This window comes from Micromonospora sp. NPDC006766 (genome assembly GCF_040636055.1).
In the GTDB taxonomy this organism is placed as follows: Bacteria; Actinomycetota; Actinomycetes; order Mycobacteriales; family Micromonosporaceae; genus Micromonospora.
Map to the genome: position 1 here is coordinate 14,776 of NZ_JBEYIX010000012.1, position 19,045 is coordinate 33,820.

General features: G+C 68.1%; 16 protein-coding genes and 1 pseudogene. 7 read left to right on the forward strand and 10 right to left on the reverse strand.

Annotated features, from left to right (window positions below):
* Window positions 1-62: 62 nt before the first annotated feature.
* Window positions 63-1,994: a hypothetical protein gene (locus ABZ671_RS13950; RefSeq protein ID WP_357856491.1), complete on the forward strand. Its 1,932-nt coding sequence runs from the start codon at window positions 63-65 to the stop codon at window positions 1,992-1,994.
* A gap of 68 nt (window positions 1,995-2,062) precedes the next feature.
* Entirely contained in the window at window positions 2,063-2,311 is a 249-nt protein-coding gene (locus ABZ671_RS13955; protein WP_357856494.1) for a hypothetical protein, read from the forward strand.
* Between the two features lie 86 nt (window positions 2,312-2,397).
* Here ABZ671_RS13955 and ABZ671_RS13960 read toward each other — a convergent pair whose 3' ends face one another.
* Window positions 2,398-2,997, reverse strand: coding sequence for a hypothetical protein (locus ABZ671_RS13960; protein WP_357856496.1), 600 nt, complete (start codon window positions 2,995-2,997; stop codon window positions 2,398-2,400).
* A gap of 299 nt (window positions 2,998-3,296) precedes the next feature.
* Between ABZ671_RS13960 and ABZ671_RS13965 the strand changes: the two genes are divergently transcribed.
* Together ABZ671_RS13965 and ABZ671_RS13970 are read left to right on the forward strand one after the other, a co-directional pair.
* On the forward strand, window positions 3,297-4,316 hold the full coding sequence (locus ABZ671_RS13965; RefSeq protein WP_357856499.1) for a carbohydrate kinase family protein: 1,020 nt from the start codon (window positions 3,297-3,299) through the stop codon (window positions 4,314-4,316).
* Window positions 4,317-4,355: 39 nt separating this feature from the next.
* Complete coding sequence (locus ABZ671_RS13970; protein WP_357856502.1) at window positions 4,356-7,817, forward strand: NB-ARC domain-containing protein; 3,462 nt, start codon at window positions 4,356-4,358, stop codon at window positions 7,815-7,817.
* A 10-nt stretch (window positions 7,818-7,827) separates the two neighbouring features.
* Here ABZ671_RS13970 and ABZ671_RS13975 read toward each other — a convergent pair whose 3' ends face one another.
* The 4 genes from ABZ671_RS13975 to ABZ671_RS13990 form a co-directional block, all read right to left on the reverse strand.
* A complete protein-coding gene (locus ABZ671_RS13975; RefSeq protein WP_357856505.1) occupies window positions 7,828-8,427 on the reverse strand; it encodes a GTP cyclohydrolase I in 600 nt (199 codons plus the stop codon).
* Between the two features lie 13 nt (window positions 8,428-8,440).
* Window positions 8,441-8,875 (reverse strand): NUDIX domain-containing protein, encoded by a 435-nt coding sequence (locus ABZ671_RS13980; protein WP_357856508.1) that lies wholly within the window; start codon window positions 8,873-8,875, stop codon window positions 8,441-8,443.
* Between the two features lie 225 nt (window positions 8,876-9,100).
* On the reverse strand, window positions 9,101-9,610 hold the full coding sequence (locus tag ABZ671_RS13985) for a hypothetical protein (RefSeq protein ID WP_357856511.1): 510 nt from the start codon (window positions 9,608-9,610) through the stop codon (window positions 9,101-9,103).
* 120 nt (window positions 9,611-9,730) lie between these two features.
* The gene (locus ABZ671_RS13990; protein ID WP_357856514.1) at window positions 9,731-10,285 is read right to left on the reverse strand and encodes a Uma2 family endonuclease; all 555 of its coding nucleotides are present in this window, start codon (window positions 10,283-10,285) and stop codon (window positions 9,731-9,733) included.
* Window positions 10,286-10,510: 225 nt separating this feature from the next.
* Here ABZ671_RS13990 and ABZ671_RS13995 point away from each other — a divergent pair, with 225 nt between their 5' ends.
* Window positions 10,511-12,667, forward strand: a complete 2,157-nt coding sequence (locus ABZ671_RS13995; RefSeq protein ID WP_357856517.1) for a UvrD-helicase domain-containing protein — start codon at window positions 10,511-10,513, stop codon at window positions 12,665-12,667.
* A complete protein-coding gene (locus tag ABZ671_RS14000) occupies window positions 12,610-13,287 on the forward strand; it encodes a DUF6308 family protein (protein WP_357856520.1) in 678 nt (225 codons plus the stop codon). Before ABZ671_RS13995 ends, ABZ671_RS14000 begins: the two co-directional genes overlap by 58 nt.
* 8 nt (window positions 13,288-13,295) lie before the next feature.
* Here the strand turns inward: ABZ671_RS14000 and ABZ671_RS14005 are convergent, their stop codons facing one another.
* On the reverse strand, window positions 13,296-13,775 hold the full coding sequence (locus ABZ671_RS14005; RefSeq protein ID WP_357856523.1) for a hypothetical protein: 480 nt from the start codon (window positions 13,773-13,775) through the stop codon (window positions 13,296-13,298).
* Between the two features lie 253 nt (window positions 13,776-14,028).
* Window positions 14,029-15,294, reverse strand: a pseudogene (locus ABZ671_RS14010) (endo-1,4-beta-xylanase).
* Between the two features lie 644 nt (window positions 15,295-15,938).
* Here ABZ671_RS14010 and ABZ671_RS14015 point away from each other — a divergent pair.
* Window positions 15,939-16,724, forward strand: a complete 786-nt coding sequence (locus ABZ671_RS14015; RefSeq protein ID WP_357856526.1) for a hypothetical protein — start codon at window positions 15,939-15,941, stop codon at window positions 16,722-16,724.
* A gap of 47 nt (window positions 16,725-16,771) precedes the next feature.
* On the opposite strand, the gene ABZ671_RS14020 is transcribed toward ABZ671_RS14015, so the two are convergent.
* From ABZ671_RS14020 to ABZ671_RS14030, 3 genes are read right to left on the reverse strand one after another with little or no spacing between them, the layout of a single operon-like run.
* The gene (locus tag ABZ671_RS14020; protein ID WP_357856528.1) at window positions 16,772-17,185 is read right to left on the reverse strand and encodes a low temperature requirement protein A; all 414 of its coding nucleotides are present in this window, start codon (window positions 17,183-17,185) and stop codon (window positions 16,772-16,774) included.
* Window positions 17,182-17,811 (reverse strand): low temperature requirement protein A, encoded by a 630-nt coding sequence (locus tag ABZ671_RS14025; protein ID WP_357856531.1) that lies wholly within the window; start codon window positions 17,809-17,811, stop codon window positions 17,182-17,184. The genes ABZ671_RS14020 and ABZ671_RS14025 overlap by 4 nt, the downstream gene beginning before the upstream one ends.
* 58 nt (window positions 17,812-17,869) lie before the next feature.
* Entirely contained in the window at window positions 17,870-19,039 is a 1,170-nt protein-coding gene (locus tag ABZ671_RS14030) for a low temperature requirement protein A (RefSeq protein ID WP_357856534.1), read from the reverse strand.
* Between the last annotated feature and the right edge of the window lie 6 nt (window positions 19,040-19,045).

The window sequence follows — 19,045 nt, forward strand, 5'->3', positions numbered from 1 at the left end:
ATTCAACGTAATCATCGGGTCGTTCGCATCCCGACGTTGTCGGGCTCGCCGAGAGCACTTCAGTGGCTGGGAGTCTGCCCATTTGGTCCGTCGGGAACCGCCACGCGGCCCGTACGATCCAAAGGGGAGGCGTCATGGCCCACGGATGGAACCACAAACGTGCATTGCGGCCATCGCACGTGCCTACGCCCGAACCGCGACCACCGTACGAGCCCATGTCCACATCGGAGCTGCATGGGCTCCAGCGGGCGGCGGGTAACGCGGCCGTATCGCGGCTGGTCGTGCAGCGGTCGTGGCTGGGAGACCGGGTCGGATGGGTCAAGGCTGCGGTTGCCGCCGACAACTGGAAAAATCCGGACCCGCCCGGCGCGTATTACGTGCTGAACGGGCTTTCGATGGACGACATGGTTCGGCTGCTGCGTCAGCTCACCGCCGCCGAGCGCCAGAAGCTCGCCGCCAACCTGGAAGAGCACGGCGGCGGCTTCGACCGGCCGCGCATCCACCTCGGCCTGACCAACGCGTCGATCCCGCAGGCGAACCCGGCGTTCCAGGGGCTGAGCGGGAAGCTGCTCTGGGCGATCCGCAGCGGCAACTTCGCCACGCCGCCGGAATCCGCGTTCCACATCCTCGGCCGGGCGACACCGGGCCAGCAGGCGGGTCTGGTGTCGGCGATGAACCGGGACGCGCTGGACGCGCTGCTGGACCACCGCGAAGAGGCATCGGGGATCCGGGGCGCGAGCACGGCGCTGGCCGAGATCGACCGCAAACGCGGGCTCGCCGGGCCGGACAGTCGGGAGCGGAGGCTGATCGACCTGGTCGACGGCAACGCGTGGGCAGAGTTCTTCCGCGAGTTCAACGGGATGCAGGAGTTCGACCAGTTGCGGTTCCTGCGGGGCGTGCCCGGCGCCGTGCCGCGCATCCGGGACAACCTGCGCGCCGCGGACGGCATCGCCGACCCGGACCGCATCCGCTACCTGCTGGAACGCGTGTCCACGCCGGGCGGGCGCAGCCTGTACGTGGACGCGTCGGTCACCGGGTACTCGTGGCAGCCGAAGTACAAGGTTGTTGACGCACGGGAGCTGTCGCGGATCGTCCGGTTCGGCGACCTGTTCGACGTGGAGATCGACATCAACTCGATCACCGACGACGAGATGACGCCCGAGGACGCCGATCAACAGCTTCGGCAGGCTCGCCCGGGGCCTGGCGGGTTCCTGTGGCCCGCCGTGCGCAACCGCAGCACGTTGCCCGTGCTGTGGCAGGTCAAGCAGGAAGTCCGCCGGCAGCAGGAGACCGTGCTGTTCGACGACGTGCTGGCGAACGGGATCTTCGTCGTGCAGTTCTTCCTGGACGTGGTGCTGCCGTTCGCGCAGGCGACCGCGATCAACTCGCTGAATACGCTCAAGGGCGCGCGGCTGAGTTCGCGTTGGATGAAGGGCGCACAGGTCGTGAAGGGGCGAATGCCGCCGACGGCGCCCGGTTCGGGCTACGCCACCAGCATCGGCGAGCTGGCGGAGCCGGTGATCCTGCGCCGGGACTACCCAAACGCGCGCAGTGCGCCGCCGAAATTCCCGGCATTCGACGGCGTTGAGGGCGGAGTGGCGGCGGAGGAGTTGACGTTCGAGGGGCCGAAGAAGAACCAGGTCATGATCGTGAACCAGACAATCAAGGGCGGTCGGTGGATCAGCATCAAGACCATCAAGCCCGGTAACGTCAATCCGGAGCATGTGCGCAAAGTCGTCAAGCGCGCGTTGAATGATATGTGGAACGACATTCACAACCCGTCATCGCGGATGCCCGCCCGCGACCCCAATCCCGTAGCGCCCAACGTGTACTACCGGATGATTAAGGCGACACCGGAGCGCGTCACGCTGCACGTCGAGCTGCCCGCGAAGCTCACACCGGAGCTGAAAGCCGCCGCCGAGCAGGCGGTGAAGGAGTCAACGGAGGTGGGCCAGCTGCCGCTGTTCGACCTGGTGATCAAGGGCGTCGAGTGAGTGGCCTCCCGAGGAGACCAGCATCGTTCGGGTGGAGCCTCCTGGTCGCGCTGGTGTGGCACTTGGCCGTGAGCATTGCGATTCTCGCGCCAAGGGCGCCGGCTGTCCGGGACTGCTCACGGATCTGCCTGGATTGGATCACCCTGACCGTGTATTTCGGCGGGTTGATTCTCGCGGGCTCGCTGGTCATTACGATGCTGACGATCGGCCTGCTCAGGCGCTGGATTGCCTCCTCGGTCCTCACCGGCACTGTGTCGGCGCTGTTCGGTGTTATTCCGGGTGCTGCGGTTGGCATAGTCTTGTTTGGTTCCTTCTGAAGCAGCCGAACTCGGCAGGCCACCCGAAGCGCGCCGACGCGGCGCGGGGCACAACGTCGACGGGCCGAGCCGCCTGCCCGGACCGCTCAGGGCAGCTCCCAGATCGTCGCGTCCGCCGTATGCGGCTCGAGGAACTCGGCAGACACCTTCACGAGCTTGAGGGCGGCGATGCGTCCCTCCGCCGTCCGTACGCAGACCACGGAACCCTTTCGAACCCGGAGGTACATCACGGGATTGGCGTCGATCTGATCGGAGCACTGCTTGGGCGTCGGGAACGCCGAGCCGGTCCATTCCGCCAGGTTGAGCTCCTCCCATTTGCCGCTGATCTGCCCTGGTTCAAGCCAGCTGCTGATGTCGGCCGAGGTGCCATTTCCCGGGTGCGGGGGGACCGGGTCAAGTTCCGTCCCGTTGGTCGACTTGCCGATGGTGTTGATCGTGATCCGGCCCTGCCAGCGGATCACATCGTGCTTCGGTGGAGGTGGAGGCGTGGGTGTGGGTGTGGGACGGTCCTCTTGGGCGGTTGCGGGGGCAGCGGCGTCAGCGGTCGTCAAGGTGGTGGTCTGCGGCTGATGGGACGACTGCGGGACGGCCTCGCGGGGCCACAGATAGGCGGCCGCCGCGACGACGACGCCTAGCATCGCCGCGATCGCGCCGATCGCAGCCGGCCAACGCGCGTTGTCACTCAAGGCCCCGTTACGCCCAACTGTCTCCGTTGCGGTGCGCCGCGCAAGACAACCCGAGTAAGGGGTTGGCCCGGCCAGGTAAGGCATTCGATGCTATGCGGCGGCTGGGCCGCCCCGGAAGCGGCCATTCGTTTTCTTCGACCAACGATTGGTCGATGGCGGCAGACATCGTGTCGGGTTCCTGACCGTTTCGTTTCGAGGATCTTCTACCGGGTGACCGGAACGCATACAGTTCGGCGGACGGCGAGCACGTGTTCGTCGGACGTTAGTGGCGATGCCCTCATCTCGCGGAAGGGGCGGAGGTGCCGCAGCACATTGTCGGTCTGGCCCCGAGCATCGTCGATATCGCGGCAAGGCTGCCTGCTGACACGTGGCGGCACTGCCTGGCCCTTGTTGGTGCCCAGCCGGGCGAATGGCAGCGCATCGACGTAAAGGTTGCGAGTTCACTTTTGGCCGTGATACTCGGCGCCGACGTCAACGACGTCTTGCGGCAGGGTGACCGGGCTCTGTCCCCGGACCTGGCCATCCGTCCGGGCTCCACCGTCGCCAACGCGCTGGCGGCCATGCCTGCTCGGAGTGGTCTGCGCCGTACGTTCGTGTCCACGGTTGGCGTCCACGGTGATGTCCTTGATCCGTTGTCCGGGTTTTTCCGTACCTCGATTGAAGCGGTAGGGATTGAGCATCACGTCGTCCCCGTCGTAGGTGACAATCCGATGGTTTTTGTGCTGAGCAGTCACGACCAGGCGGAACGGACGTTGGCCATGTTTCCCGGCGTCGCCGACGAGCTCAGCCACGTTGATCTTGACATTCTGTCGCCGACGCTCGTGCTGGTCGACGCCTACAACCTTGGCTCCCACGCGTTCGGCCGGTACCTCGACCGCCTGATCGAGTCGAAGCGTTACCCGGTGCTCATGTCGTTGGGAAACCACACCATCTTGACCGGTGACCGGGCGCGACGGGTTCGCAGCTACATCGGTACCGGCTGCCTGACCGCGCTGTGCGGCAACGTGCAGGAGTACGGGGCCCTGTACCCTGAGGTGGGACAGGGCGACGAGCATGTTGAGCGGCTGCTCGACCAGGTCGCCGTCACCGTGCCCTACGCATTGGTGACCATGGGTGCCGGCGGCATGGCGGCCACCTGGGAGGGCCACCAGACCAGGGTTTCCGCCATTCCGGTGCGCCGCAGGCAGATCGTGAATACCTCCGGCGCGGGTGATGCGGCGGCCGGGATGTTCGCCGCCGGGATAGTGTCGGGCGACGCGCCAGAAGAGACCCTCCGGCGGGCGGCAGTTTCAGCGATGCACACCCTTCGCCGCTTGTAGTTGATTCACCGTGCGGTGCCAGCAGATCAGGATGGTGCTATGAGGTGGCGCAGGCCGCAGCCCGTACGATCTTGGCAGGCCCGGCTGGGAATCGGCACGGTCGCCCTCGCCCTGGCGGTCGTCTGCGTTGCTCTGCCGGTCTGGGCGCTGACCAACGGCAATCTCACCGATGCCGCCGGGTGGGCCAACATCCTGGCCTTGCCGGCGACCGTGATCGGGCTCGTCCTGACCGTCGTCGGTGAACGTCGAGCAGCGGATCCGCCAAGCGGCTTGCCGGCCCCGCCCCGCCGTCGACCACGGATGGCGCCTCCGTTGGATCGGATGATCGAGCGCCGCGACGTGGGAACAGAGTTGCTGCGGGTGCTGACCGGCCCAGGAGCGATGAACGTGGCCCTGACGACGGAGTTGAAGGGCGCCGGCGGGTTTGGCAAGACCCGGCTCGCCGTCTGGGTGAGCCACCGCCCGGAGATCGAGGAGCGCTACCCCGGCGGTCTGCTGTGGACAGCAGTGGGCCAGGAGGTACGGGGAGCCGACCTGGCCATGCGCATCAACGACATGATCTTCGCGTTGACCGGGGAACGGTCGATCATCGCCGACCCGGAGGCCGCCGGCGCCGAACTCGGGAGGCTGCTGGATGAGCACCCGCCGCTCCTGATGGTCGTCGACGACGTGTGGGATGAGGCGCAGCTCCGGCCGTTCCGGTTCGGCGGGCGACACACCGCACGCCTGGTGACGACCCGGATGCCCGACCTACTGCCGTCCGACGGGGTCCGCATCCCCGTGGACGCGATGTCCCTGGAGCAGGCCTGCACGCTGGTCACTGACGGTGTGCCGGGCGTGCCGGACGAACTCGTCGGGCGGCTCGCCACCCTGGCCGGACGCTGGCCGGTCCTGCTGAATCTCGTCAACGGCGTGCTGCGACAGCGCGTGACACGCGGGCAACCGCCCGCAGCTGCCGCGTACGACCTGATCGAGCAACTCGTCCGGGACGGACCCACCGCCTTCGACCCGGCGCAACCCGCCGACCGGAGCCGGGCCGTGAGCGCGACCGTCGCGGCAAGTTTGCACATGCTCACACCGCAGGACCAACAGCGCTACTTCGACCTCGGCATCTTCCCCGAGGACGTGGAAATTCCCGTATCCATGCTCGAGATCCTGTGGGGCGGCACGCGGGTCCACGGCCTGTGCGAGGAACTGGCCGGGCTGGGTCTCCTCGCCGATTACCGGCTCGACGAGCCGGCGGCGCGGATATTGCTGCACGACGTCATGCGGGCTTTCCTGCACAGCCGCCGCAGCCCACAGGAATGGTCGGCGGCCCACGACCGGCTCGTTGACGCCGCCGCGAGCCGACTGCGGCCGGAGCAAGCAGTGACGCCGTGGTGGCAGCTGCCCGACGACGCCGGTTACCTGTGGCGCTACCTTCCCTACCATCTGCGGCACGCGGGCAGAACGGCAGAACTGGCGAGTACCGTCACCGACCTGCGGTGGGTGGCGGCGAAGATCCGCCGCTTCGGCTCGGTCGTCGCCGTTAAGGCTGACCTGGACCTGACCGACACGCCCCTCGCCCGGCTGCTCGGCCAGCACCTCGCGCGCGCCGCGGCGCTGCTTGGCCCGATCGACCCACCGGCCGCGCTGGACGCCACGCTGGCCAGCAGACTGCATGGGATAGACGGCCTTCGGGAGCTGCTGGAACCCTACCGGGCTCGCCTGGCACGTCCTCGACTGGAACCGGCCTGGCCGCTTCCCGACATGGCCGAAGACCAGACGGCAGCGACCGGCCACAGCGGCGGCGTTACCGGATGCGTCTTCTCACCCGACCAGACTCTGCTGGCCACCGCGAGCGACGACGCGACCGTCAGGATCTGGCGAGTTGCTGACGGACAGCAGCAGCGGGTGCTGCGGGGGCATTCGGGCGGTGTCTGGGACTGCGCGTTCTCGCCAGACCTGACGATGCTCGCCTCCGCGAGCACCGACCGGACCGTACGAGTGTGGCACCCGGGCACCGGAGAGCCGCTGGCCACCCTCTACGGTCACACCGACTGGGTGCGAAGCTGCGCATTCTCGCCCGACGGCACCATCTTGGCCTCCACCAGCGCCGACGGAACCGTGCGGCTCTGGCGAGTCACCGACTGGTCACCGATGGCCACGCTCCGCGGACACACGGCCGAGGTCCGCAGCTGCTCCTTCCACCCCGACGGGCGCCTGCTCGCCTCGGCCAGCAACGACGAAACCGTCCGAGTGTGGCGGGTGGACACCGGACACCCGGTCGCGGTGCTGCCGCATCCGGGCAGCACGGTCTGGGATTGCGCGTTCGCCCCCGACGGAGCGCTCCTGGCGGCGGCTACCACCGGCCTGGTCCGGCTGTGGGACACGTCGAGCTGGCAGCAGGCCGGAATCCTGCGAGGACGCGGCGACGAGATCGACAGCTGCGCCTTCTCGCCGGACGGGACCCAGATGGCCGGCACCAGCTATGGAATGGTCCAACTGTGGCAGCTGGACGCCGGCCCGGAGCCCGCGCTTCTCACCGGGCACACCGGCGCGGTCTGGGCGTGCGCGTTCTCGCCGGACGGCACGATGCTCGCCACGGCGAGCAACGACCAGACCGTGCGGATCTGGCAGCCGAGCGCCCGGACGACGCTGCGGCTGCTGGCTGGCGGAGCGAGCAAGGTGAACAGCTGCGCCTTCTCGCCCGACGGGCGACTCATCGCGACAACGGACTACAGCGGTCAGGTCCTGGTGCGCAACGCCGACACCGGCGCTTCGGCGCATGTCCTGTACGGGCATGACAGCCGTGCGATCAGTTGTGCGTTCTCGCCGGACGGCGGGCTGTTGGCGACCACCAGCAAGGGCGACGTCCGGCTCTGGAGCGCCGCCGACGGCAGGCAGTACGCAATGCTCGCCGGCCACACCGACTGGGTTCGAAGCTGTGCGTTCTCGCCGGACGGCACCCTGCTCGCGACGGCGAGCGCCGACCGTTCCGTACGGCTGTGGTCGGTCACGAACGCCAAGCCGTACGCGACCCTCGGTGATCCTGGCAGCGGCTTCCGGAGTTGTGCGTTCTCACCCAACGGTGAGTGGCTGGTGGCAGGGACGGCCGCGGGCGTCGTACGCCTGTGGCGGCTATGGGACGGACACGCCGGAGCGATCACCGGACATACGGGGGGCGTCCATAGCTGTGCCTTCTCACCGGACGGCCGCCTGCTCGCCACGGTCAGCGGTGACCGAACCATCCGGCTGTGGCGGACCGCCGACTGGTCCGAGCACGCGTTGTTGAGCGGTCACACGAGTTGGGCGGACCGGTGCGCCTTCTCGCCGGACGGCTCGCTGCTGGCGACGGTGAGCAACGACCAGACCGTCCGGCTCTGGCAGGTGGCGACCGGGGCGTGCGTGTGCGCGCTACGAGTGGACGGCCCACTTGCGTGGGTGGCGTGGCACCCCAACGGCCTACGGCTCTGCGCCGTGGGCGGCAGGGGCACCTACCTCCTGCACTACCTGCCCTGACTCCTCGCCATCACGAGCCGGTCTCCCATGAGCTGTAGCAGTGCTGATAGAACTCCCGCCTGATCTGCTCGTCGTCCTTGACGCTGCCCCACAGGGCAGAAACGGTGGGGAAATCACTTTCCAGCCCGCCGCGCGAGATCACACAGAAGTGCTTGCCTCGTAGCACGAGACCCACCCCGAGCGGCGACACGCGCGCGATGAACTCATTGACGAAGTCGTTGCACAGGCGCTCGTCCATCGTGTATCGGCAGGCAAAGTATCGGAACATCTTCACGATCTTCGAGTAGCCGATGAAGGTCTTGTCTGGAACGTAGCCGATTGTCGCCTTGAGCCATGCGGGCGCGTAGTGGTGCTCGCAGGCCGAGTACGCGGTGGCCTTGATGGTGATGAGCCCGACATGGCTCTCAGCTGGCGCGTCGAACAGGCGCACCTTGTCTGCCTCGTACGCTTCCCGGGGCGCGGACAGGGCCGCTTCCTGCCAGCGAGCGAAACGGCTGGCGGATAGCTGCAGGGCCTCTGCTGAATCCTCGCCGAAGGCTTCCGCAATCAGTCGCTGTGCCTGTTCGAGCTTGGCCCGATCGACGCCGGGACGACTGTGCTCCACGCCCACCTCCACATGCTTCCTACAGACGGCCTGCCTTGACGAGAGCGGGAATCACCTGCTTTCCCATGATCGAGCTGACAGCGAGGCCCTGGCGCTCGTGGTGCTGATCGATCCATTTGTACTCTTTGACCTCGCTGGCCGCCGTCGGCTCGCCGATCACGGTCACCAGATAGGCGTGAATGATGATCGGCGTTCCTTCGAACACCGCCCGATCTTCGAAGGAGCCTATGTACTCAAAGCAATCGATGTCAACGCAGAGTTCCTCGCGAATCTCGCGGAACAGCGTTTCCCGCTGGGTCTCGCCTTCCTCCATGCGGCCGCCCGGCATGAAGTACTCCGGAGACGGCTGATCCTTCTTGCGGACCACCATGATCTTTCCGTCGCGTACGATGGCGGCGCCCACCTTCTGAATGGCCGCCAGGTTCGGGTCGCGCAGTCGGTCTTCCGGTCCCATGAGTGCCTCCTGTCGTTTACCGGATCTGCACCGATGTTTGCGTCTATGGAAGGGGATGTCCATTCGGAACAGACCGAAGACACCGCGTCCACCTGACAACCGTAACCCGAAGCCAGGTCGCGCGAGCGCAGGCGTGCAGGCGTTTCACGATGCCGACGTCAGGCCGCGCATTCCACGGCCGCCGATCCGCACCGATAAGGAGTCGGCCGTCGCGGACAGCTGGCTTCAGTCGAGGTCCACGGTCGCAGTCGTCTGGGTGGGGCCGAGGTTGAACCGTGCGGTGTGGTCGCCGACGGTAATGGTGTAGTTCCCGAGGAATCCCTCCACGGTGACCGTGCCGTTGGCGTCGGTGCGCAGGTCGGTGGGCGGCAGCCACCACTCGCCGTTGATGAGCGCGTCGAGGGCGTCGTAGGACGGCTTGGGGCTGCCGTCGGCGCGGGTTAGGCCGGCGGGCGCGCCGAGCCAGGCGCCGTTGTCGGTGAGCCCCCAGTAGTTGATCGACTGGACCGCCGGGTGCGCGACCAGGGACCGGTAGTGCCGTACCACGTCCTCGGCCTGCCGGGCCTCGCCTTCGGCGGTCGTCGGCCAGTCCGGGATCTGGTAGTCGTTGAGATCCTCGATGTGGGGTGGCATGAGGTGGCCGGAGACCAGGGTGGTCTCGGTGCGATGCCGAGCATCGCGAAGGCTGCTGATCCGCCCGCGCGGCCGGCGGAAGCCGGACGTCCAGGCGACCACCTCGAAACCCCGGACCGGGACGTGGGCGGGGAACGGGTCCGTGTTTAGAACGTGGACAACGGCTTCTCGAATGACCAACGATGCTCTACCCGAGGCGGCAGAGACCTACCTGCGAACGCGTCAGCCGAGGTCGTGCTCCGCCGGCTTGGTATTGAGGACCCAGGCGAGTGGCATGGTCGCGCGGACGGCGTACTGGTCGCCGTCGAGGTGGTGCATGGTGACGGTCTGCGCCTGATCCTGGTCGACCACCCAGTACTGCGGGATGCCGGCGGCGGCGTACTCGCTGCGCTTGGTCACCGTGTCCACGCCCTCGGAGCCGGGTGAAACGATCTCGACGACGAGGAGTACGTCGGCGACCGGCAGCCAGACCCCGTCGGCCTGGGCCCTGCTCCAGACGACCAGATCGGGGATGCGTCCGCCGATGCCGCCGTGTCGACCAGGGATGCGCAGCCCTACTGCCTGGGCGATGCGGTCCGCCGGGATACCGTCCTGGGCGAGCCACACCATGAGCCGGGTCGCGATGATGGCATGGGCGTATCCCGGCGGCGGCATGATCGAGAGGACTCCCTCAGGGCTGATCTCGTACCGGTGGTGTTCGTCCGCGGCCATCATCGCGGTCAGGTCATCGAGCGTCACGACCGGGGGCATGTACCTGCCAACCGCCTCTGAGCTCATGTCGGCATCGTACCGGCCCGCAGCCTGGCTCCGGTCCTGGCGGGGCCGGCGCAAGACGTTTGCTGTCACCAGGACGGCCGACTGGCCCGGCTGAGTCGTGTTTCTGACTCATCCGCAGGTTCGCGTTGCGCATCTGGTTGGGTGGCCGGGTTACCTCCGAGGTCTGGATTCTCGCCTCGCTCGGCCGCCTCCCTCCCCGCCTGGCCCCCTGTTGGAGACCCCCTCGTGCCCCAGCTCGCCTTTGCCCACACCTTCTGGCAGAGCTTCGACGTCCTGGAGAAGCCGGTCAAGGCCGGCGTACGCAAGGCGATGGAGAAGTTCCAGCAGCTCACCGTCGCCGAGCTGCACGCCGACAAGGGCCTGCACCTGGAGTCGGTGCACAACGCCCGGGACCCGCGGATGCGAACCATCCGGATCAACGACTTCTGGCGCGGCGTGGTCCTCGCGCCCGACGACGGCACCGACACCTTCCTGCTGCTCAACGTCGTGCGGCACGACGACGCGTACACCTGGGCCGCGAAGCGGCTCTACACGGTGAACACGGCGACGCGGGCGCTGGAGGTCCGCAACGCCGTCGCCATCGAGCAGCTCACGCCGGCGCTGGAGAAAGCGGCGGCGCAGGCGTCGACGCTGCTGTTCGCCCGCCACTCGGACACCGTCCTACGCGACCTCGGCATCGACGACCAGGTGCTGCGGGCGGTCCGCACGATCATCGACAAGCCGCAGCTGGAGGCGTTCGGCACGCTGCTGCCCGAGGACCAGTTCGAGGTGCTGCAATATCTCGCCGAAGGCTTCACGCCCGACGAGGTCTACCGCGACCTCGTCGCCGAGCGTCGGCCGGCCGACGCCACGCCCGAGCCGAGCGAGAGCCTCGCGATGGCGATCGCGAACACCACCAGCCGGATCACGCTGGTCACCCGGCCCGACGAACTCGCCGAGATCCTGGACAAGCCGTTCGCCGCCTGGCGGGTCTTCCTGCACCCATCCCAGCGGCGGGTCGCCTACCGGGTCTCCTACCAGGGGCCGGCCCAGGTTACCGGCGGGCCGGGCACCGGGAAGACGGTGGCGGCGCTGCACCGGGTCAAGCACCTGCTGTCCCGTACGCCCGACGCCCGGGTGCTGCTCACCACGTACACCAACGCCCTGGCCGCGACCCTGCGGGAGCACCTGGCGCTGCTCCTCGACGACGAGAAGCAGCTTGCGCGGGTGGAGGTGACCACGGTGAACGCCTTCGCCAACCGCACCGTGCGCACCCTCGCCGGCCGGGTGCCGACCCCGATCGGGGACGCCGACGAACGGCAGGTCTGGCGACGGGTGTGCCGGAAGCTGACCCTGCCCTGGAGCGAGCAGTTCCTGGCCCAGGAGTTCCGGCACGTCATCCTCGCCCAGGACATCCGCAGCCGGGATGCCTATCGCACAGCCAGCCGGCGCGGGAGAGGATCGGCGCTGGGCACGCGGCAGCGCGATCGGGTCTGGGACGCCGTGGAAATGTTCCAGGCCGAACTGTCCGCCGCCGGCACCGCTACCCACCTGCAGATCTGCGCTCGGGCGGCGCAGCTGCTCGCCGACGCCGACCGTGCCGTCCACGGGTTCGACCACGTCGTGGTCGACGAGGCGCAGGACCTGCACCCCGCCCAGTGGCGGGTGCTGCGGGCCGCGGTGGCGCCCGGCCCGGATGACCTGTTCATCACCGGCGACCCGCACCAGCGGATCTACGACTCCCGGGTGTCGCTCAGCGCCCTCGGCATCTCCGTGACCGGGCGCAGCAGCCGGTTGCGCATCAACTACCGCAGCACCGAGGAGATCCTCACCTGGTCGACCCGGGTGCTCGTCGGGTCGCGCGTCGACGACCTCGGCGGCGACGGCGAGGACAGCCTCACCGGCTACCGGTCGCTGCTGCACGGCAAACGCCCCCACGCGCAGGGGCATCCGACGCCGCAGGCCGAGGTCGCGGCGCTGGTCAAACGGGTGAGGGAGTGGCGGGAACAGGGCGTCGGGCCGAGCGAGATCGCCGTCTCCGCACGGTTCAACACCACGCTCAACACCGTGTACGACGAGTTGACCGGCGCCGGCATCCCGGCCGTGCGGGTGCGGGACCAGCCCGGGGCGGACGTCGACGGGGTCCGGCTCGCCACCATGCACGCGATGAAGGGGCTGGAGTTCCGCTGCGTCGCGGTGGTGGGCGTTACGGCCAAGGCGGTGCCCTTCGCCAAGGAGGTCACGCCGAGCGAGGTCGATCAGATCCAGCACGACAGCGACCTGCTCAGGGAACGCTGCCTGCTCTTCGTCGCCAGCACCCGCGCCCGGGAGGCGCTGTACGTGTCGTGGAGCGGCGAGCCGAGCCCGTTCCTGTCGTTCGCCTCCGGCAGCCAGCCCATCTGATCTCGAAGGGACCTTCAGCGCTACTTCCTGGCGGATGGCGATGCGGCTTCACCGGTGGGCAGTTCGAACGACTCGGCGGCGGCGGTTGCCGTCCTGAGATCGCGAACACCGTCACCGCCGAGGACCTGATCGCGGTGGAACTGCTCAGCGTGCAGGTACGCCCGCGCCGGGCGCTCGACCTGTCACAGGGACAGCTCGGCCGAAGGCTGGCGGCGGAACTGGCGAACATCCCCGTCGACACCGAGCTGGGCACCGACGAGGCGTTCCCGCTCATCGTGAAGGGCGGCCACGCGGACAAAGCATGGCAGACGCTGCGCGAGGCGCACGACATCGGCTGGGTCATCGCCGGCAAGCTACTTGCCCGCAAACGCCCGAAGCTCGTGCCGGTTTACGACGAGGTGGTGTCCTGTGCCCTCGGCACAGGGACCGGCTTCTGGGAGTGGCTGCACGGCAAGTTCCGTGAGGAAGGTGGCGTCCTGGCGCAGCGCCTTGACGCCCTCCACGCGCGGGCCGACCTGCCGGCGGCGGTTGGCCGACTACGGGTCCTTGACGTCGTGCTCTGGATGCGGCATCGAGACGGCCATGGCGGTAAGGCATGCCCCGGGCTACGGCTGCCCTGACCTCAGACTCAACAGCTGTTGTTGCGCCGCATCCTGATCAGGCAGTGGTGTACTGCGGCAACGGCGGCGGCAAGCAGCAGGGCGGCAAGCAGCGGGCCACCAAAGATTACGGTCAGGCCGGCTCCGATGTTCGCGCCGAGTGCCCCGGAGGTCAGTACCCGCCAGCCGAAGCCGACGAGGACGCCGGCCACGACAAGCGGCAACAGCACCCACCACCACCGGGAATCCAGCCGGCGGCTGGGGGTGGCCAGCATCAACCAGGCGAGCGCGCCGAGCGCGCCGATGCAGGCCAGGAGACCGACGATGCGGTCGCCCACGGGACCCAGGCCCAGCGGCCGGATCACGTAGTCCAGCTCGACGCCCTCGGCGGCGAGTTGGCGAGCCGCCGCGTTGCTGAGGTCGCCGATGAGCCCCCAGGACGCGACCGGCGTGGCCAGGATCAATACGAGTGCCGCGATGAGAATCGACGTGCGGCCTTGCTTCGTCATCTCTGTCAGCCTTCCCGGGCTCGTTCAAGCGACTGGGAAAGTATGCGGGCGCTGCTGGGACGGCGTCCTGAGCACGGCTACTCAACGGAGCTCCGTCGTGGTGCGGTCTGTTGTTCCCGACGCCGCTGCGGTACGGGTGATGCCGGTTGGTGACCTGCCAGCCGGGCAGGTGTGCCGTGGCCTGCGCCAAAAGATGACGAAGCCGCGAAAGCGATATGCCTCCATGCGCTGACCACCGTCGGTAGTCGGCGGCTTAGTCGAGGTCCACGGTTGCCGTAACCTGGGTGGGGCCGAGGTTGAACCGTGCGGTGTGGTCGCCGACGGTAATGGTGTAGTTCCCGAGGAATCCCTCCACGGTGACCGTGCCGTTGGCGTCGGTGCGCAGGTCGGTGGGCGGCAGCCACCACTCGCCGTTGATGAGCGCGTCGAGGGCGTCGTAGGACGGCTTGGGGCTGCCGTCGGCGCGGATTAGGCCGGCGGGCGCGCCGAGCCAGGCGCCGTTGTCGGTGAGCCCCCAGTAGTTGATCGACTGGACCGCCGGGTGCGCGACCAGGGACCGGTAGTGCCGCACCATCTCCTCGGCCTGCCGGGCCTCGCCTTCGGCGGTCGTCGGCCAGTCCGGGATCTGGTAGTCGTTGAGATCCTCGATGTGGGGTGGCATGAGGTGGCCGGAGACCAGCGTGGTCTCGGTCAGGTGCAGCGGCAGACCGTACCGGGCGAACCGGTCGAGCATGTGCTGCATGTACTCTTCGCCCCGGTACCCCTGGTGCATGTGGGTCTGCAACCCGATCGCGTCGATGCCGACGCCAGCTTCGAGTAAACCCTCGATGAGACATTCGTACGCGGAGCTGAGGTCGAAGTCGTTGAGCACCAGGGTGGCTGCCGGGTTGGCCGCGCGGGCCTCCTCGAATGCCAACCGCACCAGGTAGATGCGGCCCCGGGCCCGGGCGAGCCGGGTGATCGCGTTGTCGCCGTTGTCGAACACGGGCATGATGACCGCCTCGTTGATCGCGTCTCAGACGTCGATGAGCCCCGCGAACCCGCCGACCAGGTCACGGATCCGGGCCCGCAGCAGTCGCTCGACCTCGTCGAGGTCAAGGTCGAGCAGCCACGGCGGCTGCACGGTGTGCCAGACGAGCGGGTGCCCCTTGACCGTGACGCCGCGTTCGGCCAACCACCGGGCCGTCTTCGTAAGGCGCTCGGCGTCGGTGACGCCCCGTCGTGGCTCGTAGCTGCCCCAGTAGAACGGCAGGGTCGCGGTGTTGAAAAGGTTCAGCCACAGGTTGCCGAGCCCCTCCAGGTCTCCGTCGTTAGTGCCGCCAGAGCCCTCGACCTCCGCAGCCGCCTCTGGCTCGGCGGCGCCGACCAGGTCGACGAAGTCGAAGCCGATGTTGCCGAACGCGAACGAGTGTCGTTTCTGGGCAACCGTCACGACCTGGTCGGCGAGCGGCTGGCCGTCAGGCCCGCGGACGACGAGGATGGCCTTGCCCATACGGTGTTGCAGGTTGTTTTCGGACATGGCACTTCTCCTTCGCCGGGATCGTCATCATGCTTGCCCATGATCGCGCGCCGATCCGAAAGCAGCCAAGAGCGTCGATTCGGCCAGCTGGGCCGAGCGCAGCGGTCCGACACCGGGCAGGTGGTGGCGGTGTTGTCTAGGACCACCAGCACGCCCCGGCCGGACAGCCCCCAACTAACGCGGCGTAGCACTAGGTCGGGGTGGCTGACGCCCGTGGCGGATCGGGTCAGAGTCGACCCATCTGGTTGCTGCAGCTTGGTCGTCGCCGCTGGTCAGCCGAGGTCGTGCTCCGTTGGTTTGGTGTTGAGGACCCAGGCGAGCGGCATGGTCGCGCGGACGGCGTACCGGTCGCCGTCGAGGTAGTGCATGGGTGACGGTCTGCGGCTGATCCTGGAACAGGGCGTCGGGCCGAGCGAGATCGCGGTCTGCGCACGGTTCAGAACGACGCTCAAGGGGTCCGGCTCGCCACGATGCACGCGATGAAGGGGCTGGAGTTCCGCTGCGTCGCGGTGGTGGGCGTTACGGCCAAGGCGGTGCCCTTCGTCAAGGAGGTCACGCCTGTCGTGCTGGATCTGATCGACCTCGCTTGATCCGCCACAACAAGGGCATCCTTGACTTCCCGACCCCTGCCGAGAGGAGCCCAGGTGTCCCCGTCCGCGCCACCCTTTCACCTCTGGATTGCCGCAGACGACTCGACGACGGTTGTCGCCCTCGCACCGCTCAAGATTTCCCGGGCACCGCTCAGATACGAGTGGGGAAGCATCACCGACCTGCGAGCGGTACCGGTGCTCCAGAGGCCACCCAATGTCGCCGGTGTCATCGTGCTCGCCACGCTGACCTTGATCGGCGCTTGGGCGCTCTTCCTCAGCGGTATGCCGCCGCTGGCGGTCTTCGTCCTGGCGGTGCTGGTATTGGGGCTCGGCTCGGCGGCGATGATGTCGGAGGCCGCGCCTCCCCAGGTGGTGGCACCGGAACGGGCGGCGTTCCCGGCGCTTCACCTGACGCTGCACACCAAGGAGGAGCGCAGGGAGTTCCTTGGCCTGGTGGGGTTGGCCGAGCGTGCCGGGCGTGCCCTCCCTGCCGTCGCGAAAGTGATCGAGCCGGCTGAGGGCGGGCGGCTGATCGCGCAGGCGTTGTGGGAGGCCGCCAACGTTCTCAGCCGTCGGCAGCAGCTTCGCCCTCGGGTTGTCCGCCAGCAACAGCTCGCACCGAACGCGCCGCCGAGCAGTCCTGCCGCTCAGGCGCTGGCCGAACAGCGGAATAAAGCGTGGGCACTGTGGGAGGAGACCGAGGCGGAGTTGGCCCGGATCCAGACCGCACTCGAGCTCGCCGCTATCGCTGCCGAGAACGTCGCTGACGATCCGAGCGCCCTCATCACGGTTCGGGAGACGTACCGGGAGCTGGCTGAACTGTACGGCGAGCGCATCTAGGGAGGCGGATGCAGGCGCAGACAGCGTTTTGACGCCCACGGGCGGGGTCAGGATGTGCTTGGCCCGGCACGTTGTTGCCGGTTGGCCTCTGGCGGCTCCAGGAGGGCGGTTTCGCGGAGCCGGCGTCGTTGCCCGTCCGCCACCACCACCTCGACGATGATCAGTGTGATGCAGGTTGCCGTGAGGATGGCCAGTACCTCCAGCGCCGGCATCCGTCTGACGATCGGGACCAGCCCGACGAGCAGCCCTGCGGCCCCCAGTCGTGGCCAGATGATCCTGGTCAACAGTCGTGTCACCCGCAGTTGGAAGCAGATCTGGGCGAGCAGGAAGAGCACCACGCCGCCGTAGAGGGCGTACAGGGCGGCGCCCGACAACGCCGTTCCCGGGCGGTAGCTCTCCGGTGACCCGTAGCCCAGCTCCTTTTTCAGTCCGAGGGCGAGGATGATGATGCCGACGATCATCGGCAGGTGCAGGTAGGTGTAGGCGTCGCGGGCGATCTTGGGCCGCTGTCCGGGCGGGCATTGTTGCAGGGACTGCTCGCCGGCGAGGGCCGCGACGTCGCGAGGTCGATCAGCTCGGTGCGGTGAGAGATCCACTGCGGTACGAACGCGGCGACGAGGATGAGACCGGGGCCGAGCATCGGCACCCCGAGCGCCGCCAGCTGCGGGCCTCGCGCCGCGGGCAGGGTGTACCAGCGCAGTGCCAGCAGCAGCGATCGCACGATGAGATAGCACACGGCGAACACCGGCGGCCCGTCCAAGCCGCCGGGGAGGTCGGTGAACGCCTCGGGGGCAGTCACCGCGAGCAGGAACAACACCGCCATCACCGTGAGAAAGCCGACGCGTACCACGCCGAAGTCGGCCCGTACCCGGGTGGTGAGCCAGGCCGACACCGACCAGGCGGACCAGAGAACGGCCAGCACGAGCACTCCGCGCACCACACCAAGGCCGGTGAAGTTGTTGGACATCAGGGTCGTGACCTGGATGAACGCGAAGACGAAAACCAGGTCGAAGATGAGTTCCGTGGTGGAGACGCGGGTGCCCTCCCGTACTCGCCACACCCCTCGCGGCATCCGGTCCGGTCGCATCGCATCTACCTGCCTCGGCACCCGGCCAGTCTCGCAAGCAATTTACGGCAAATGCCGCTCACCGGGGGACCGGCACTACGACGGTGTCCGTCCGTTCGCCGACCCCGGAGCGGCTGTGGGCGCGGCGGTCCACGAAGGCGATGAAGAGCAGGATGACCACGAGGATCCCGAGCGTGAGCAGGCCGGGCAGGACGGTCGACGCCGGGATCGTGGCGAGACTGAGTAGCCCCCCGATCAGGTGGTCGACGCGAGGGCGGTGACCCCGCCGACCGCACACCGCGCTGAGCCCCAACAGGAAGATCCCCACCCCGCCGCCGAGGCCCAGGGCGTGAACGCCGTGCAGCGGGTCCAGCGGGTGTGAGGTCACGCTCTCCACTCCGACTGCCGCGAACACGACGCCCGTGACCAGCGGCAGGTGCAGATAGCTGAAGAGGTCGCGGGCCAGGTGCGCGCGTCGGGACCCCATCGAGCTCGACAGGACCCGCTCGGTCACCCCGGCCTCCCAGTCGAAGTAGGACCACCACAGACCGCTGATCGCGGCGAGCGCGAGGACGATGCTGCAGGCCACGATCGGCGTGATGCTGCCCGAGGTGTGCAGTACGCCGGCGCCGATGGCGATCACCGATTCGCCCAGGGCGATGATCATGAAAAGGGTGTGCCGCTCGAAGAAGTGCCCCGCGTGCACCGTGAAGCCACCGACGCCGGTGATCAGCGGCGTGCCGTAGTCGATCATCACGGCCAGGGCCCAGAGTCCCATTTGTACGGTAGTCGGGGTGAACACGCCGATGATGAGCAGGACCGACGCGGCCAGGTTGCCCGGCGCGAGGCGCAGGATGGCGGCCCGGTTGGCGCCGCCGGCCACCGCGAACAGCACCAGGTGCAGCAGCCGCACGACGAAGTAGCCCAGCGCGAACGCCAGCGCGTTGCGGCCGGACGCCTGGGGCACCGCGACGGCGACGATGAGCATGGCTGCCATCGCCCCCAGGATCACCGCCCGGGAGGACGCCGTGTCGATGTTCACAGTGTTCGTCAGCCACGCGTACGCGCCCCAGGCCCACCAGAGCAGCGCCAGCACCAACAGGCCCCGGCCGACACCCGCGACATCCGGGTGCCCCAAGACGAGACTGGTCACCCGCGTCAATGAGAACACGAAGACCAGGTCGAAGAACAGTTCGAACGGTGATACCGGCTTCGGCGGCTCGGCGTCCGTCAGGTATGCCTCGGTCATGCGCCT